This window comes from Rhizobium moroccans (assembly GCF_057559155.1).
In genome coordinates this window covers 16926-33975 of record NZ_JBHFJG010000040.1, presented here as the reverse complement: position 1 = coordinate 33975, position 17050 = coordinate 16926, and the positions used below count along the sequence as shown (strand labels likewise).

Genomic DNA, 17050 nt, shown 5'->3' with positions numbered 1-17050 from the left:
CCACCTCCGCCGCTAGGTCGTCAGCGGATATGAAGTCTCAACCGATCAATATGAATCATCCCGCCAGAATTTGTGTGCGCGTAGCTCCGAAGCGCAAGCCATCCGAACAGTGCCACCATCCGGCGCGCTTCTGAAGCCTCGCCGGCGCGGCGAGGCGCAGAGCCGCCAACAGCAATTCGCGAGCGCCGAGCAGGGCAGGGGTGAGTTGGCCAGCGTAGCCGGCGATCGAACCGAGCCAGTTCTTTATTCATCCGGGCAATGCCATCGGCGGTCATTTCCTTGATGCTCTTGGGCTTGTTCGCCCGATCAATCGCAGGGAGGTTGAATGACGAAGTGAGAGCGCGTAGCGCTCCATAACCGTCTCGGCGGCGGCGGTCGCAAAGGCGGCTGCCTGCTTCGAATGGCCCGGTTCGGGCGCGTTCAAAGAAAACATTGGCAAGGGCCGGTATCTATGATAGGTTACATGTAACCGATAAAGCCGGAGAAAGACATGGCCTCTGCGTCGAAGCCAAAGCCGTCACGCGTGAAGGTGGGCCAGCATCGCGCCCGGTTGCGCGCTCAGGGGCTGCGCCCGATCCAGATCTGGGTGCCGGATGTGCGTGCGCCGTCATTCAGGGCTGAGGCGCATCGCCAATCGCTTTCGGTTGCGACAAGCGCGCAGGCCGCTGCTGATCAGGCGTTCATTGACGCTGTTACGGATTGGGGCGATGAATGAGACGTGGCGATATCTGGACGGTCGCCGGCGGTAACGACTATGCGGGCAAGCCGCGCCCCGTGGTGATCGTCCAGGATGACAGTTTCGACGGGACGAGTTCTGTCACGATCTGCGCTTTCACATCGGATACGACGGAAGCACCATTGTTCCGGCTTCCCGTCGCGCCGAATGAGCGCAATGGGCTGCGCACAGTCTCGCGCTTGATGGTGGACAAGATTACCACCGTTCCGAAATCAAAGATGGGTGGTCAGGTCGGGCGACTGGACGATGAGGAAATCGTGCGACTCAATCAGGCGATGCTGGTGTTTCTGGGTCTGGCCGCGTCGCCGAGGGCGCGGGGAGAAGGGTAGAAGGATAGATTTATGACAGGGCAATGACTCGCGCCCATGTCGAAAAACGGAATTTACGGCCGATGCGTCGCCATGCCCGATGACGAACTTTTTGATCTTCACTGCCTGAATCTCTTGCCGCTTCATGTCTATCTCGATCGTGGTCGTTACTGCACCTCATTTACATAGCGGTGGTGAGCCGTGGTTGCGCGATGTGCGGAGATCAATACCGGTGTGGCCAGCTGATCATATGCCACTTCATCAATTGTCAGCACCGCGGCTGGAAGGGTCAGTTCAAGCCAGCGAGCGTCGGCCTCTGTTGCGAGATCGGCGCCGATCTGCTCCCGGATCGCTGAAATCCGGATGCCATAATGTTCCAGCAGGTGCAGGTAGAAGAGTGGCGGTATGTCTTCCGGGCGATCGGGAAAGTTGGGAACCCGCGATCTGGCAAGCGTCAGCGTCTCATGCATGATCGGTCGATCGTCGACGTTTCTAACGCGATGGAAAACGATGACGGGCGAGCCTTCGTCGATCTGAAGCTTTTGCGCATCACCGGCAGAGGCTATGCCATGATCGAGTGACGTGACGGTCGTCACGGACTTGCTGAGCGATCCGTCGAGGCCGTGCAGGCGGAAGTACTGGAAAAACAGCCTCAGACTATGTTGCGGCTTGCGGCCTGTGACGACGGTGCCCGTTTTCCGGCGCCGGCTGAGCAGACCGTCATTGGTGAGATCCATCAACGCACGGCGGATGGTGCCGACGGCGACCCTGTAGGTTTGCGACAGTGCCACTTCACTGGGCAGAACGGAGCCCGGCTGTAGCTCGCCGAGCATGATAGCCTCGGTGATCTGCCGCTTCACCACTTCATATAGCGGCAGAGACAGCTCGCTGAGCCCGGCTGCTTCTGATGAATTATTAGGCAGTTCCGGCAATGATTTGCCTCTTCTTTGGAGTTGACTCGTGCTATCGATCTACGCAGTATTACTATATAGTTTATATTAAAGCGCAAGCTGAGGAGGCGGGCGCTACGGTGCCGAGGACACTGCGATGACCAAGCAGCAACCCGCCTTGCAGCAAGACTTCATCATGTCTGCCATGGCAGCGATTGAGCGCGATGTCGAGATCGCTATCCAGGATTTAGCGCGGATGGTCGCGGTGGATACGTCATTTCCGCCTGGCCTTGGTTATGACGCCTTTGCGGATCTGATGATTGAGCTTCTGGCGCCCCTCGGCTTCCATTTCGATCGGGTGACGGTGCCGCAAGACCTCTGGCACGTGGCGGGTGGTCCGGCGGCGGGTAAGCGGACGAACCTGATCGCAACCCGTGAAACCGGCCACCCGGTCTGCGGCCTTTATTATCACGTCGATACGGTTCCCGTCGCACCGGGCTGGACGCGCGATCCTCTCACCCTGACGATCGAAGACGACAAGCTTTATGGCTTGGGCGCGGCCGACATGAAGGGTACGATCGCGGCGACCCTTCTGGCGCTTCGGGCCGCGAAGGAAAACGGCGTGCCGCTCTTCTATGATCCGATGCTGCTCCTGTGCACGGACGAGGAGGGCGGGCTCCATCCCGGCATTCGCTACCTGGCGGAGCAGGGCATGCTGAAGGGGCACATCGTCAATTTCAACGGAACGGCGGCGCCGCGCATCTGGGCCGGCTGCTTCGGCATCTTCAATTTGCAGGTGACGATCACCGGCCATGCCGTCCATGCCGGCGAAGGCAATCGGACCGGTGCCGGCGTTAACGCCATCGAAGGCGCTCTGCCGGCTCTCAATGCCCTATTGGAGCTGAAGCCGAAGGTGGCGAGCCGGGCGTCCAAACTCGCGCCGCCCCCGCATGCATCCGGCCCGCTGAGGCCGCAACTGACGATTTCGGCAGTCAACGGCGGAACGGCCGGTGGCCAGGTTCCGGCCGAAATCAAGATCCTCGTCAGCCGCCGCTATGCGCCGGAGGAAAGCTATGAGGAGGCGCGCGCCGAAATCGAAGTGGCAGTCACAGACTGCCTTGTCGGGACCGACCTCAGACTCGCTATCGATCTTGTCGGCCATCTGATCCCGACCGACGACCCTGACGGCCCGCACTGGCCGCGCTGGCAAAAGGCGCTGTCGCTCGGCTTCGGCTACCGGCCGGAGGATTTCAGCAAATGGGGCGCCGCCAGCTGTTCGGACTTCGGCTACGTCCAGAAAGCCGGCTTTGGCCCGGAGGTTCTCTTGGGTGGGCTTGGCCAGCCGGAGAGCTGCATCCACAGCCCGGAAGAGCACACGACCCGCCAGGACATCATAGCGCTCGCCAAGAGCATCCTTGCCTATCTCGCGGCCGATTTTGCCGCGGACTGCATTCCTGAAAACAGCAACTAATACGCAAAAAGGGGAACTACACATGCTGGAAATGAAACGTCGCTTCTTCCTGGCCGGCACCGCCGCCGTTCTTGCCGCGCCCTCGCTCAGCATGGCGCAGTCTGCAACGCCGGCCAAGGGCGGTACGTTGCGGATTTCCGTGGATCAGGCGGCAAGCGTCATCCATCCGCTGCTGACGCGCGTCAATCCGGAATATCTGGTCACCGAACTGCTTTACAGCAATCTGACCCGCCTCAAGGTCGACATGTCGGTGGAGCCTGATCTCGCCGAGAGCTGGACGCCGAATGACGGCTTGACCGAGTGGACCTTCAAGCTGCGCAAGGGCGTCACCTTCCACGACGGCTCCGCCTTTACCGCAAACGACGTCGTGGCGACGTTCAAGGCGATCCTCGATCCGGCAACCGCCTCGCCCGGCCGCAACAATGTCGGCCCAATCTCCGATATCGTCGCTATCGACGATGCCACCGTGCTGTTCAAATTGTCGGGACCATATGCCGACTTGCCGGTCGCGATGGCCTATACCAATGCCCGCATCATCCCGGCGGCAATTGCCACCGGTGACCTGAAGAGCCTGTCCACCAAGGCAGTCGGAACCGGTCCGTTCAAGCTCGTTTCCTACGAGCCCGATCGCCTTATCGTCGTCGAACGAAATCCGAACTACTACGACCCGGCACGTCCGTATCTCGATCGCATCGAGGTCCAGGTCTTCCCGGATATCTCGGCGGAAGGGTCGGCGATGATCGCCGGCAATATCGACATCATCTCGACGCTCCAGCCGACGGAATACATGCGCCTCGAAGGCAATGATGGCGTCGACGTGCTGCGCACGCCGTCCGGCCAGTTCTGCAACGTCAACTTTGGCTGTGATACGGTCCCCTTCAATGACGCTCGCGTTCGCCGGGCGATTGCGCTCACTGTCGATCGTGAGGCAATGGTCGGATTCGTCACCGAAGGGTTCGGAACCCCCGGAAATGATACGCCGCTGAACGCATCCTACCGCTTCTTCAAGGATGTCGCGAAGCGTGAGAAGAACATCGAGGAAGCCAAGAAGCTCCTGGCTGAGGCCGGTTTCCCGAACGGTCTGGAAGCGACCCTCGTGGCATCGGACCGTCCGGCCGTTCGCACGCAGCTTGCGGTCGCGCTCAAGGAAATGGCCAAGGAGGCCGGCATCACCATCAATGTCCAGACCATGCCGCATGCCACCTATCTCGAGCAGGTCTGGAAGAAGGGCAGCTTCTACGTCGGCTTCTACAATATGCAGCCGACGCCTGATGGCATCTTCAAGCTTCTCTATACCTCGGATGCCTCCTGGAACGAGACGCGCTGGAACAACAAGGAGTTCGATGCCCTGGTGGCCGAAGCTCGAGGCACTACGGACGAAGCCAAGCGTACCGAGCTCTATACCAAGGCTCAGGAACTGATGAACGAGGAAGTTCCCTCGATCATCCCGTCCTTCTTCGACGTGCTGGCCGCCAAACGCAGCTGGGTCAGCGGGTTCGAAGCCCATCCGCGCGCATCGGTTTTCCGCCTCGACCACGTCTCGCTCACCGACGAGGCGCGCAAGCGCGGCTGATTTTTACAGCGTCGCGCGTCCCCGAAGGCGCATAACGCTGCAAGATCCTCGAGTTTGCGCCGACCGCTGGACACCTTTGAAGCGTCCGGCCTTGACCTGCAAGGAACACAGCCGTGTCTCCCAATTACATAGCCAAGCGGCTGGTGATGATCGTCTATACGCTCTTCATCGTTTCGCTCATCGTCTTCGCCATCACGCAGATCCTCCCGGCCGATGCCGCGGTGATGATGCTGGGTGAAAACGCCACGCAGGAAGCGCTCGATGCGCTGCGCCAGACCATGGGACTCGATGCGCCCATATGGCAGCAATACGCGACATGGTTCTGGCATGTGCTTCAAGGCGACCTCGGCACCTCGCTGCGGACCGGCCAGCCGGTGGGCCCTGCCATGTTCGAGGCCCTCGGCCGTTCGCTTCTTCTGGCCTTCCTGTCGATCGGCCTCATGCTGATCATCGCGATCCCACTCGGCATCGTCGCCGCCGTCCGGCGCGGCAAGGTCGCCGACATGGTGGTCAGCCTGGTTTCCTATGCCGGTGTGGCGCTTCCCGAATTCGTGACCGCCACGGTCGCGGTTCTCGTATTCGCGGACTGGATGAAGTGGTTGCCGCCAACCGGCTATGTGCCGCTGGCGGAGAACTTCGCCAGTGGCATTGCCCACCTTGTCCTTCCCGTCTGCGTCATATCGGTGATCCTGATCGCCCACGTATCGCGCATGGTGCGCTCCGAGCTCGTGGATGTGCTGCACACGGATTATATCCGCGCCGCTCGGCTGAAGGGGATCTCGCGCGGCGACGTCCTGCGCCGCCATGCGCTGCGCAATGCACTTCTACCGACCATCACCATCGTAGCTCTTGACGTCGGTTATCTGCTCGGCGGTGTCATCGTGGTGGAAGAGATCTTCGCGATCCCGGGCATCGGCCGCCAGCTGATCGTCGCCATTCAGGCGCGCGACCTGCCGGTCATCCAGGCGGGGGTGCTGATCATGGCCGCCACCTACTCCATCGTCAATTTCATCGCCGACATCCTCTATGCCTGGCTCGACAAGCGGATCCAGTATGACTGAGTTCATGAAACGTCTCCTGCGCACGCCGCAAGGCTTCATCGGTCTCGCCCTCGTGTTGCTTGTGTTGCTGATCGTCGTGTTCGGTCCCATGATTGCGCCGCATGATCCGGAAAAACTGTCGCCGCTCGCCCGCTACAAGGGGCCGAGCCTCGATTACTGGCTCGGCACCGATCAATACGGCCGGGATATCTTCAGCCGCCTCCTGATCGGCGCACGCGCCACCGTCGTTATGGCCGTGCTCGCTACCATTGCCGGAACGCTGGTTGGCGCCTTCATCGGCACGACCTCCGCCTTCCTCGGCGGAAGGGCTGATGAACTGATCATGCGCACGATCGACGCGATCATGTCGATCCCGAGCCTCCTCTTCGCTCTGCTGGTGGTCAATCTGCTCGGCTCCAGCACGGTCAACGCGCTGGTGGCGGTAGCCATCGCCTTTGCCCCGGGCATGGCACGTATCACCCGAAGCGTGGCGCTCTCGGTACGCAAGCAGGATTACGTCAATGCGGCGATCGCCCGTGGCGAGAGCTCCGCCTATATCATCCGCCGCGAAATGCTGCCAAACGTGATCGCGCCGATCATCGTCGAGATGACCATCCGCGTTTCCTTCGCCGTGATGCTGTTCGCAACGCTCAGCTTCCTTGGCCTCGGCGCCCAGCCGCCGGCTGCGGAATGGGGTCTGATGGTCTCGGAAGCGCGCCGCTACATGCATCTCTCTGCCGGCATCCTGATCTGGCCGAGTGTAGCGATCGCCGTCGTTGCCGTCGGCTTCAATCTCCTGGGCGACGGACTTCGCGATGCCCTCAATCCGCGAACCTGAGGTCAAGACCATGACGAACACGGAAGAACACCCGGTCCTCGCGATCGAGAACTATTCGCTGGATTACGAGACGGCAACCGGGGCCTATCACGCGTTGAAGAACATCAACCTTGCCATCAATCGTGGCGAGATCCTCGGCCTCGTCGGCGAGTCCGGCTCCGGCAAGACGTCGCTCGCCTGGTCGATCATGCGCTACCTCCCGAAGAATGCCCGCGAGCCGGGTGGTCGCATCCTGCTCGACGGCGAGAACCTTCTCGAAAAGGCCGGACGCGAGATCGAGGCCTTCCGCGGGCGACGCATCAGCATGGTGTTTCAGGACCCCAGCACATCGCTCAACCCGACGCTGTCGCTCGGAACCCAGCTCTCGGAAGTGCTGGTCCGTCATCGTGGCCTGACCCGCCAGCAGGCCTGGAAGGAGGGGGAAGCGCTGCTTGCCCATGTCGGGCTCAAAACCCCGGCGCAGATGATGCACCGCATGCCGCATGAGGCATCCGGCGGCGAGAAGCAGCGCGTCGTCATCGCATCTGCCTTCGCCTGCAATCCGGAATGCATCATCTTCGACGAGCCGACCACGGCGCTCGACGTCATCACCTCGCGGCAGATCCTCGACCTGTTCGTAGAGCTGCAGGCCGAAACCGGTGTCGCCTCGCTCTACATCTCCCACGATCTCGCGCTGGTGGCGCGCACCGCAAGCCGCGTCGCGGTCATCCGGCGTGGCGATATCGTGGAACAGGGCACGGTCCGCGAAATCTTCGCCAATCCGAAGGAAGATTATACCCGAGAGCTGATCGCCGCGGTTCCCGATCCAGCCCGCCGGCTGGTGAAGGACGATGTCGCGACGGCGGAAACGCCGCTCGTGAAGGTCGAGAATGTCAGCGTTCATTTCGGCCGCAAGCCGTTCCTGGCGGCATTGACCGGCAGGAAGACCGAACGCGTCACCGGCAACAATGCCATCAGCCTCAGCATTGATCCAGGCGAAATCCTCGGCATCGTCGGCGAATCCGGTTCCGGCAAGTCGACGCTCGCTAAGGCGATGACCGGCCTCAACCGGTTCGAGGGCAGGATCTGGTTCGACGGCCGCCAAATCGGCGGCCTTGCCGACATGGACGCCGCCTATCGCAAGGACGTGCAGATCATCTTCCAGCATCCCGACGCCTCGCTCAATCCGCGCCAGAAGATTTCGGAAATCCTGTCGCGTCCGCTGAAACTGTTCGGCGACACGGCCGATCTCGACAAGCGGATCGGCGACATGCTGGAACAGGTTCGCTTGCCGCGCACCCACGCGCAGCGCTATCCCCACCAGCTCTCGGGCGGCGAGAAGCAGCGCGTTGCGATCGCCCGCGCATTCGCGTCGAAGCCGAGGCTCGTCATCTGCGATGAGATCACCTCGGCGCTCGACGTCTCGGTGCAAGCCTCGATCGTCGAACTGCTGCTGGAACTGCAGAAGGCGAGCGGCACGGCCTATCTCTTCATCACCCACGACCTCAACCTGATCCGCCAGATCGCCCACCGGATCGCCGTCATGTATCGCGGCGATCTGATCGAGGTGGTTCCGGCGGCCGAGATCGAGAGTCCTGATCGGGCGGAATATACCCGCCGCCTGATCGAGGCGGTGCCGCGCGCCGCCGCTCAGTACCAATGATATTTCATCAAGGAGCATGACAATGGACCCGAAGTCCCTGTTGGACCGGATCGACGAAAAGGCCTGCCTCGATTTCCTGTCGAAGATGGTCCAGCACAAGAGCCATTCGGAAACCGACGGCGAGCGCGAGCTCGCCCGCTGGATGGCGAAGGAGCTTGAGAAGATTGGCGTCGAAGCCGAACTCCAGCCGTTTGACGAAGGCCGACGCTTCAACGCCATCGGCCGCCTCAAGGGCACCGGCGGGGGCAAGAGCCTGCTGTTCAACGGTCATCTCGACACCAACCCGGTGACCGAGGGCTGGACGGTCGATCCCTATTCCGGCCTCGTCGACGATAAGTTCATCTACGGCATCGGCGTCTCGAACATGAAGGCCGGTGATGCCGCCTATTTCTGCGCCGTGAAGACGCTGCTCGATGCGGGCGTCAAGCTGAAGGGCGATGTCGTCCTGACATTCGTCGTCGGCGAGTTGCAAGGCGGCGTCGGCACGCTCGCGGCCATCAGGCACGGCGTCAAGGCGGACTATTTCATCAACAGCGAGCCGAGTGACCTTGTCGCCGTCACCATGCATGCGGCGGCGCTCAGCTATGTCATCGAACTGACCGGCGACACCCGCCACCTCTCCAAGCGCGAGGAATCGGTTGACGCCATTGCGGCCGCCTGCGACATCATCCCGCGCATCAACGGCATGACCTTCAGCGATGCGAAGAGCGATGTACACCGCTCGATCAACCGCGGCCATGTCGGCGTCGTCCATGGCGCGCTTGGCCGTAACTTCGAGGAATGGCGTCCACCCCAGGTCGCCGATTTCGTCCGCCTCAAAGGCTCTTGCCGCTATGCGCCGGGGCAGACGCAGGAAGGCGTTCTGGCCGACCTCGACAAGGAACTGAGGGCACTGGAAGGCCGCTTCCCCGGCCTCACGGCCAAGCTGGTTCCGGAAATGATCGAAGGCCGCCCACTGATGCCGCCCTTCGAGGTTTCGCCGGATTCGCGCATCGTCAAGTCGATCAACGCGGCTTACGAAGCCGTGCGCGGCGAAAAGCAGCCGACCGGCGCGATCACGCCGACTCGCTTCTACGGTACCGACGCCGGCCATCTCTACAAGGAGCTCGGTATGGAAGGCATCGTCTGCGGTCCGGGCGGGCGCTACAACACCATGCCGGACGAGCGGGTCGATATCGTCGATTATCTGGACATGATCCGTGTCTACATGCTGACTATCCTCGATATCTGCGAGGTGGCCTGACCATGTTTTCCCGGGCGGAATTCGATCGCCGCATCGCTCTTGCCCGGGACGCCATGGCGTCCGCGGACGTCGATCTTCTGCTGGTCGACAGCGGCGAGCTGCTGGCTTGGCTCACCGGCTATACCGTCTCCGAAACCATGTATCGCGCGGCCTTCCTGCTGCGCGAAGGCGATGCCTGGTTCACGCTGAGGGCGCTCGACGAGGCGCCTTGTCGGGAAAAGAGCTGGATTGCCGACGTCGTCGGGTTCGCCGATACCGAGGAAGCGCAGGCGGCGGTCGCGGACAGCGTCCGCGGTCACGGGTTCGGCAAGGCCCAGATCGGCCTCGACACCAATTCCTACAGTATGAGTGCTCAGACCTTCATGCGGCTGCAGGAGCTTTTGCCTGAGGCGACTTTCGTGCCGATGCCGGGGATCAGCGACAGCCTGCGCTGGGTGAAATCGGAAGAAGAGATCGCCGTACTGAAGCAGGCGTCCGCGATCGCCGACAGGGCTATGCTCGAAGTCGCCAATCAGTCCCGACCCGGCATGACGACGCGCGATGCGGCGGCAATCGCCTCCGGTGTCTTCCTGCGTGAGGGGGCCGATACGGGTGAGGTCGGACCGGTGGTCAAAGCCTCCGGCGGCCATGAATTCCTGCACGGTGTCTTCAAGACGGAGGCGATCGGCGAGGGCGATATCCTGCATGTCGAACTGATCCCGCGCGTCGGCAATTACGGCGCGCGATTGATGCGGCCGATCATGGTGGGAGAACCATCTCCGGCGCTGCGGGCGGCGGCAGGAAAATTGATCACCCTGCAGGACAGCCAGATCGCAACGATGGAGCCCGGCGTTTCTGCGCGTGAAGTCGATGCCATCATGCGCCAGGGTGCATTGGAAGCCGGCTTGCGACCCACCTACGAAAACGTCACGGCTTATACGCTCGGCCTCTATACACGAACGCCGCGCACCAGTGATTTCTCCCGGGTCTTCCTGCCGACATCCGATTGGGTGCTGGAGGAGGGGATGGTCTTTCATCTCTATGCGACGGCTCAAGGTCTCGGCTTCAGTGAGACGGTCGTTGTCGGAAAAGCTGGAGGCGTTCGCCTCACTGAAAGCCCGCGGTGTATTCTAACGACCAGCTTTTACAAAAAAAAGCATGGAGCCCGTTGTTGTGCGTGATGCACGGCCGCCGGCTTCGGCGCCAGTTACCCGCGGCTCGATCCGATCATCAGGATCCGACTGCCATTCTGAGTCGGGACGATCACTTGGCAAAGCGGGTGCATCGTCGTCTTGAATTCGCTCAGGCACGTTCGACGGAAGTCATCGCCGAAAGCCCGGGCCGCCTTGAGCGGCTGGTGCGCGCTGTTCGATGCTGAGGCGCTGGACGAGAAGGAGGCGATGGGGATCGTGACAGCGCGGGGTGAGGCCGCTCGCACGGGGCCGAATTGTCGGCATGTGCTACGACAAAGTGAGCGTCAAGCGAGGTGACGTGTCCGCTTCGCGCCTCCATGTCGATCATTTATCAACGCGGCCTAAAAGCGGACGAATATTACTCCGATAGGATCACTGCTGGCAGATAGTTCGAATCCTGCCGGGCGCACCATTAATACCGCGCTCTTTGCGGACGCCGAAGTGCTCGATATAGATGCCGCTCTCCGTCAGCCGGAAATCGGGGTGATAAGGGCCGCGGGCATCTTCGGGCAGCGGGCCTCCATAGACAGGCTCGTATTCGAATGCGATGCCGTGGCGATAGAGCCAGTTGGAAATCTCCCATTCTTCAAAGCTTCTGACGAGGTCGCCATTCAGGGTGCGAAGCTCATGGGCCTCCACCCACTGGAAATAGCTATCCTGCGTCTTGAAGTCCCATTCGCTTTTGTACGGCCAATAGAGCTCTGAAAACCAAACTAGTATCAGCTTGCCAAGCCCGGCCTTGGACGCGACTTCGTTGAGAAGAATGTCCCTGACCAGCACGCGGAACTTGGCGTCATCACTGGCATGGTCGGCGAGCGCCGGACCCTTGACCTCAACCTCGCGGATGATCCGGTTGCCAAGCGCGTGAAAGGTCAGCGCGTCGACGTCTACGCCGGCCCGTTCCTTGATGCGTTCGGCCATCTCGGCGGCGGCGTCTTTTACCGAAGGCGAGGAGCAGGATTTCGTCTGGTTTGCGGATGCCGCGTTCGACGAGATAGGCGGCCTTTGCCACGATGACACTGGTCTTGCCGGAACCGGCGCCGGCAAGAACGAGCGTTGCGTCCTCGTCTGTCACGACGGCAAGGCGCTGCTCCGGCGTCAGCGGGTTCTTCTCGATCGTGTCGAAAAAGCCCTTCATGTCGGCAAGGTCGGAATCGATGAAGCGCTGGATGGCGGTGTGGCGCGTTTCGTCGGGATGTTCTTGGAAGGCGCGGACAATTTCAATGAGCTTCTGCTGATCCTCTGAGAGGACGCTGTCAGGGATGGTCTCTGGTAGTGATTCGATGACGGTCGTTGCGCGCGCCAGGAAGGGGGAGAGAAGGCAGGCGGCGGGGCTGGCCGAGGCGCGCGATGACTTCGGATAGCGCGGTCAGTTCGTCTTGTGCCGTTTCGAATTGTTTGAGGAAGTGGGCGGAAAGGCTTCGTTGGCTGCAGAGATGAAGCCGGCGGCATCGTGCTGTGTGACGCCCGCCAGGCTTGCGATCTGGCCGCCGGCCAGCGGCACTTCTATCGTGGTGAAACCCAGCGTGCTGGTGATCTGCGCTGGTCCCGCCCAGGACGAAAAGGCGCTTGGTGACGGCTGCCAAGAAAGTTGATGCCTGTGGCGGTCTGCTCGGCAGCCCATGAGGCATGGCCGAGGGAGCGAAGAATCGCTCCGGGCCATTTGCGTCTCTTGAGCTGCTTTGGCGCTGTCATGTTCACGCGCCTCCGCCGGCTATTAGCGTGGCCTGTGCGGCGCGGAATGCATCCTGCAGCGCCTTGTGATTATCGAGGCCTTCAAGGGCATAGAGGTTGAGAAACTGACGCCCGGCAAACAGTTTGCGGTCGACGGGGCTCAGGTCTGCTTCGTCGCATACGCCTTGCCAGAGGTTGGCAATGGTTGTGATCTGATGTTCGATCAGCGCGGCGGCTTCCGCTTCTTTCAGGTGATAATCCGGCGCGGCAGCGAGCAGAGTGGCGAGCGTGCTCGCGCGGCCCTCGCCCTTGATCAGCATGGCCTGTGTGGCTTCGTTGCCCGTGCGGCCTTGCGGACAGATGTCATAGGCCGGCGTGAGCGTCAGCATCCTGCCGTCCCAGAAGGCTGCATGGTTGCGGGCGTGGTCGTCGGTATTGCCGCACAGCACGTTGAAGCAGATCCGTCCGTAGAGCTCCTTCAGCGTGTCCTTCGGGTCAGTGAAGCGGTGGCGGATGAGTTCGGCCAGGTCTTCGTAGGAGGCATAGCGGGCCATCATTTCATCAAGACCCAGCATGGTCAGGGCTGAGACCATGGCTTGTCTCGTCCAGCCATCCTTTGTGGGCGTGCGGTCGAAGCGCTCGATAAGCAGCACATCCTTGTGGGCGGCACGGGTCATCGACACGGGCGCGGCGTTGAGCCCGCAGGCGGCTGCCAGCTTCATTGCGATGAATTCAGCCTTCACGACGCTGTAGGTGTCATTGGCTGCCGAGAATTTAGCGATGAATTTCTTTGTGCCGTCATCAATCAGCGCCTTGGGGCGCGCCCCGCCAATCGACGTGCCGTGATTAAGGGCCTGATCGAGTGCCGGGGTCAGGGGGACGCCTTTTTCAATAAGGGCGGCTGCCTCCATGAGTTCGTCGAGCGAGGCCTGTGCGGCAAGGCGGGGGACATACTCTGTGGCAGATGCCTGGAAATCGAGGGCGCCAATCCGGTCGGAGCCTGACTGGAGCAGAAAGGTCAGCTCGCTGATCTCCGGCACGCCGGCAGCGTCGGGCTTTTTGCCCGTCAGCCTGTTGATGATGACACGGCGGCCCCAGGCATCCGGCGAGCCGTCGCGGATGCAGCTTGCCATCGACAGGCCGTTGATGGGCGCGATGACGCCTTCTTGGAGGGGGAGTTCAGGTTCATAGAGGGAAATGGCGCTCTTACGGCGCCGGTAGCTGGCACCGTAGGTAAAGAGCAGGCGGTCGCCATCCTGGTCGAGGCGGCCGGCCACCACCGGATCTGTTGCCCCGGGCAGCCACATCCAGACAAAGGCTTCTGTTGCATCCGCCTTAGAAGTCATCGTCGACCTCCTTCACGGCGTGGCGGACGCTCTTCGGCAGCAGGGTCAGTTTTTCGTCGAGGCGGGTATTGTGCATCTGGAGCGTGCGCTCGTCATAGTCGAATAGGCGCACGCCGACGAGTGAGGCGACCTCGAAGACGATGCCGATCTCAGGGCCCGGGGCGCCTTTTTCGATACTGGAAAGGGTGGTGCGGCTGATGCCGGCGCGGTCGGCCAGTTCCTGTGCGGTCAGGCCGCGTTCGGCCCGGCCGACCCGGATCAGCTTGCCGAGCATGGCGAGTGCTTGGTGCGTGACTCTCGAGTAGCTTCTCTGACGGGGCACGGTTATACCTGTTTTGTTCATTTGAGTGGACGTGAGGCCTTCTCATGTCCAGAATTTTGTACATTGTCATGGGACTGGTAAACAGTCAAGTTATGTTCATTTGATTGGTCATAAGGGGGGTTCGCGGCCAAAATTTTGTACATAGCAGGACTGAGGCCGGGCGGCGGCAATGCGATAGAGTGATCGTAGCTTTCGGCAAGTTCCGGCGTGATCTTTCCATCGACACCATAATTCACAAGTCCGCGATGGATCGCCAGCTTGACGGTGCGGCCCGAGGTACCGGATGAAAAGACCGTAAAGCTAACCCTTTCGAGCCCGTCGGTCGCCCTTATCGATTATCTTGCGCTGCCGGAATCCGTCATCGTGCCGGCGGCATGGCTTGCAAAGAATGCCGATAATCTCACCGCCTCGCCGGTTGGTGCCGGTCCCTTCAAATTCGCTGGCTGGACGCGCGGTCGAGAGATCGTCGTCAAGAAATATGACGGTTATTACAAGCCCGGCAAGCCGGATTTGGACGAGGTCCACTACGTCTTCTACAGCGACGAGAACACGCGCGTGAACGCGCTGAAATCGGGCGATGTCGATATCATCGACTACGTTCCGGCCAAGGATGCCGCCGATCTTGAAAAGGAATCCGATACCGAGCTCTTGCGGAACACCGGCCCGTTCATGGGACTGCAGTTCAATACAAAATTCGAGCCATTTTCGAAACCGGAAGTTCGCCAGGCAGTCGCCTATGCCGTCGATCGCAGCGTCATCATCAATACAGCCTTCAACGGCCTGGGCAGCCCGATCTACGGCATTGCCATTCCCAAGGGCTACATGGGCTATTCCGAGGCCAAGGCGAACTATTTCTCGCATGACATTGAGAAGGCCAAGGCACTTCTCGCCAAGGCCGGATATCCGAACGGCTTCGAGGCACGATTGCTCGCCTCGTCGCAATATAGTTTCCACCAAAATACGGCGATCGCCATTCAGTCAGAGCTTGCGAAATCGGCATCAAGGTAAAACTCGACCTGCCGGATTGGGCAAGCCGCATGGCCAAGGCAACCGCTGCAGACTACGATTTTACCGTGCTTGGCAGTCTCGGGGAGATCACCGATGCCGACTGGCTGAGCAATTACTACTACGGTGGCGATAAGCTCGTCCGAACCAACAATTCGCCGTATGTCAACGGTCCGCAGATCAACGAGCTGCTCGATAAGGGCAGGGCAACCGTCGACAAAGACGAGAGAGCGAAAGTCTACGACGCCTTCGTCGACAGAGCGCTCGAATTGTCGCCGCTCGTTTACTTCATGTGGCGCGAGCAGAACTATGCGATCAGGAAAGGTGTGACCGGTTTTACGAACATGCCCGGCTTCCTGACGTTCCAGTCCGGCCTCAGCATCGAGAACACCAAGGTCGAATGAAACCAGAGGGTACCGGAAGGATGTCTATCCGGTGGCCTTGTCCCTCACGGTCCCAGCAAGTTAGCAACCATCCACGTTTTACGCAGGCGCTCGAGGCAGCGCAGGTGGCAATGAGTAGGCGTGCTAAGGATTGTGATGAACGGGAAGTCACGCTATCGCGCTGGCGGTTCGATCCACAATAGCGGCTTGTGCCGGGAGAAGGTGCTAGTTCAATGGCTTGGCTCAAGACCTCAGGGCGTCGTCGGTTCTGATCCGTTTCAAGAGCTAACCCATTCAGATGGGCCTGACATCCCCTTGATTAGGAAAGACCGTACCAGGCGCCGCGGCCGGCACCGTGGAGGACGAGGTGCCCTTGATCCACGAGTGCCTTGAGATGATCCTTGATGGTATGACGGCTTGCATCGGTGATCCGTGCAGCCTCCGCGACCGTGATCCGCCCGTGCTCGCGCGCCAACTCGAGCAATGTAACGGATAATTCCGGCATGTTGGCGAGGATAATACGCTCGCGCTCCATTTTCTTCTCAAGCCGCGTCTTCTGCCGATGCAGGGCTCTCAAAAAGAACTCGATCCAGGGGTTCCAGTCTGGTTCGGTGCTGCGGATCGTTCCCTGCGTGCGCCGTAGCGAGATGTAATAGCTCTCCTTGCTTTGCTCGATGATACTTTCGAGCGAGCTGTAGGGGACGTAAGCGTAGCCGGCCCGCAGGAGCAACAAGGTGGTCAGAATACGCGATAGGCGGCCATTGCCATCCTGGAATGGATGGATTTCGAGGAAAACGACAACGAAGATCGCGACGACTAAAAGTGGATGGAGCCGCTTTTCTCGCTCTTGCTCATCCAGCCAGGCGATCAGTTCTTCCATTCGACGCGGCGTATCGAACGGCGATGCCGTTTCGAAAACTATGCCGAGGCTCTCGCCCTGTTCGTTAAACGCCTCCACATTGTTGGAGAGGGTTTTGTATGCGCCGCGATGCCGCTCGTCCTTTGTCGAATGCGCAAGAAGGTCGCGGTGGAGCTGACGGATATGATTCTCGGTGAGTGAAATAGCTTCGTAAGCACTGAAGGTGGTCTCCATCACCTCCGCATAGCCGGCAACCTCCTGCTCGTCGCGTGTCGTAAACGACCCCAAGCGAATGTTTGCCAGCAGCTTTTCGACCTCTCGGTCGGTAAGGCGTGCCCCTTCGATACGTGTGGAGGAACCGACGCTTTCGATCGTGGCGACACGCCGGAGGCCGGACAGCCGCTCAGGAGCGATCCGGCCGATCGCACGCCAAGCACCCTTGAATTCGTCGATTTCGGCGATCAGCGACAGGATTTCGGGCGTGATCCGGACGGTCGCCGTATTTAGAAATTCCATTTGCCCATCCATTCCCATCCAAATCCTGAGAC

At 60.7% G+C, this 17050-nt stretch carries 17 protein-coding genes; 11 read left to right on the top strand and 6 right to left on the bottom strand.

The window, feature by feature from the left end; genetic code table 11:
- Window positions 1-490: 490 nt before the first annotated feature.
- Together ACE04I_RS19250 and ACE04I_RS19245 are read left to right on the top strand one after the other, a co-directional pair.
- Complete coding sequence (locus tag ACE04I_RS19250; protein WP_046797013.1) at window positions 491-715, top strand: antitoxin MazE family protein; 225 nt, start codon at window positions 491-493, stop codon at window positions 713-715.
- Window positions 712-1065, top strand: a complete 354-nt coding sequence (locus tag ACE04I_RS19245; protein WP_046797012.1) for a type II toxin-antitoxin system PemK/MazF family toxin — start codon at window positions 712-714, stop codon at window positions 1063-1065. The genes ACE04I_RS19250 and ACE04I_RS19245 overlap by 4 nt, the downstream gene beginning before the upstream one ends.
- A gap of 146 nt (window positions 1066-1211) precedes the next feature.
- On the opposite strand, the gene ACE04I_RS19240 is transcribed toward ACE04I_RS19245, so the two are convergent.
- Window positions 1212-1976 carry a GntR family transcriptional regulator gene (locus ACE04I_RS19240; protein ID WP_046797011.1) on the bottom strand — a complete coding sequence of 255 codons (765 nt, stop codon included), beginning with the start codon at window positions 1974-1976 and terminating at the stop codon, window positions 1212-1214.
- A gap of 115 nt (window positions 1977-2091) precedes the next feature.
- Here ACE04I_RS19240 and ACE04I_RS19235 point away from each other — a divergent pair, with 115 nt between their 5' ends.
- From ACE04I_RS19235 to ACE04I_RS19205, 7 genes are all read left to right on the top strand, one after another.
- Complete coding sequence (locus tag ACE04I_RS19235; RefSeq protein ID WP_487207524.1) at window positions 2092-3405, top strand: M20 family metallopeptidase; 1314 nt, start codon at window positions 2092-2094, stop codon at window positions 3403-3405.
- 22 nt (window positions 3406-3427) lie between these two features.
- Window positions 3428-4978 carry an ABC transporter substrate-binding protein gene (locus ACE04I_RS19230; protein ID WP_487207523.1) on the top strand — a complete coding sequence of 517 codons (1551 nt, stop codon included), beginning with the start codon at window positions 3428-3430 and terminating at the stop codon, window positions 4976-4978.
- 113 nt (window positions 4979-5091) lie between these two features.
- Window positions 5092-6039: an ABC transporter permease gene (locus ACE04I_RS19225; protein WP_487207522.1), complete on the top strand. Its 948-nt coding sequence runs from the start codon at window positions 5092-5094 to the stop codon at window positions 6037-6039.
- Entirely contained in the window at window positions 6032-6856 is an 825-nt protein-coding gene (locus tag ACE04I_RS19220) for an ABC transporter permease (RefSeq protein WP_046797007.1), read from the top strand. Before ACE04I_RS19225 ends, ACE04I_RS19220 begins: the two co-directional genes overlap by 8 nt.
- A gap of 10 nt (window positions 6857-6866) precedes the next feature.
- Window positions 6867-8498 carry a dipeptide ABC transporter ATP-binding protein gene (locus tag ACE04I_RS19215; protein WP_487207521.1) on the top strand — a complete coding sequence of 544 codons (1632 nt, stop codon included), beginning with the start codon at window positions 6867-6869 and terminating at the stop codon, window positions 8496-8498.
- Between the two features lie 22 nt (window positions 8499-8520).
- A complete protein-coding gene (locus ACE04I_RS19210) occupies window positions 8521-9741 on the top strand; it encodes a M20 family metallopeptidase (protein ID WP_046797006.1) in 1221 nt (406 codons plus the stop codon).
- A 2-nt stretch (window positions 9742-9743) separates the two neighbouring features.
- On the top strand, window positions 9744-10901 hold the full coding sequence (locus ACE04I_RS19205) for a M24 family metallopeptidase (RefSeq protein ID WP_487207520.1): 1158 nt from the start codon (window positions 9744-9746) through the stop codon (window positions 10899-10901).
- A 384-nt stretch (window positions 10902-11285) separates the two neighbouring features.
- On the opposite strand, the gene ACE04I_RS19200 is transcribed toward ACE04I_RS19205, so the two are convergent.
- The 4 genes from ACE04I_RS19200 to ACE04I_RS19185 all read right to left on the bottom strand — a co-directional run bounded on the left by ACE04I_RS19200 (window position 11286) and on the right by ACE04I_RS19185 (window position 14207).
- A complete protein-coding gene (locus ACE04I_RS19200; protein WP_082118505.1) occupies window positions 11286-11834 on the bottom strand; it encodes a PDDEXK family nuclease in 549 nt (182 codons plus the stop codon).
- Window positions 11746-12051, bottom strand: a complete 306-nt coding sequence (locus ACE04I_RS19195) for a UvrD-helicase domain-containing protein (RefSeq protein ID WP_082118504.1) — start codon at window positions 12049-12051, stop codon at window positions 11746-11748. The genes ACE04I_RS19200 and ACE04I_RS19195 overlap by 89 nt, the downstream gene beginning before the upstream one ends.
- A gap of 559 nt (window positions 12052-12610) precedes the next feature.
- Window positions 12611-13933 (bottom strand): type II toxin-antitoxin system HipA family toxin, encoded by a 1323-nt coding sequence (locus ACE04I_RS19190; protein ID WP_046797002.1) that lies wholly within the window; start codon window positions 13931-13933, stop codon window positions 12611-12613.
- Window positions 13923-14207: a helix-turn-helix transcriptional regulator gene (locus ACE04I_RS19185; RefSeq protein WP_046797001.1), complete on the bottom strand. Its 285-nt coding sequence runs from the start codon at window positions 14205-14207 to the stop codon at window positions 13923-13925. Before ACE04I_RS19185 ends, ACE04I_RS19190 begins: the two co-directional genes overlap by 11 nt.
- A gap of 312 nt (window positions 14208-14519) precedes the next feature.
- On the opposite strand from ACE04I_RS19185, the gene ACE04I_RS19180 reads away from it, so the two are divergent.
- Together ACE04I_RS19180 and ACE04I_RS19175 are read left to right on the top strand one after the other, a co-directional pair.
- The gene (locus ACE04I_RS19180) at window positions 14520-15263 is read left to right on the top strand and encodes an ABC transporter substrate-binding protein (protein ID WP_487207526.1); all 744 of its coding nucleotides are present in this window, start codon (window positions 14520-14522) and stop codon (window positions 15261-15263) included.
- Window positions 15264-15292: 29 nt separating this feature from the next.
- The gene (locus tag ACE04I_RS19175) at window positions 15293-15664 is read left to right on the top strand and encodes a hypothetical protein (protein ID WP_487207519.1); all 372 of its coding nucleotides are present in this window, start codon (window positions 15293-15295) and stop codon (window positions 15662-15664) included.
- Between the two features lie 298 nt (window positions 15665-15962).
- On the opposite strand, the gene ACE04I_RS19170 is transcribed toward ACE04I_RS19175, so the two are convergent.
- Window positions 15963-17036 carry a Fic family protein gene (locus ACE04I_RS19170; RefSeq protein ID WP_487207518.1) on the bottom strand — a complete coding sequence of 358 codons (1074 nt, stop codon included), beginning with the start codon at window positions 17034-17036 and terminating at the stop codon, window positions 15963-15965.
- Window positions 17037-17050 lie beyond the last annotated feature (14 nt).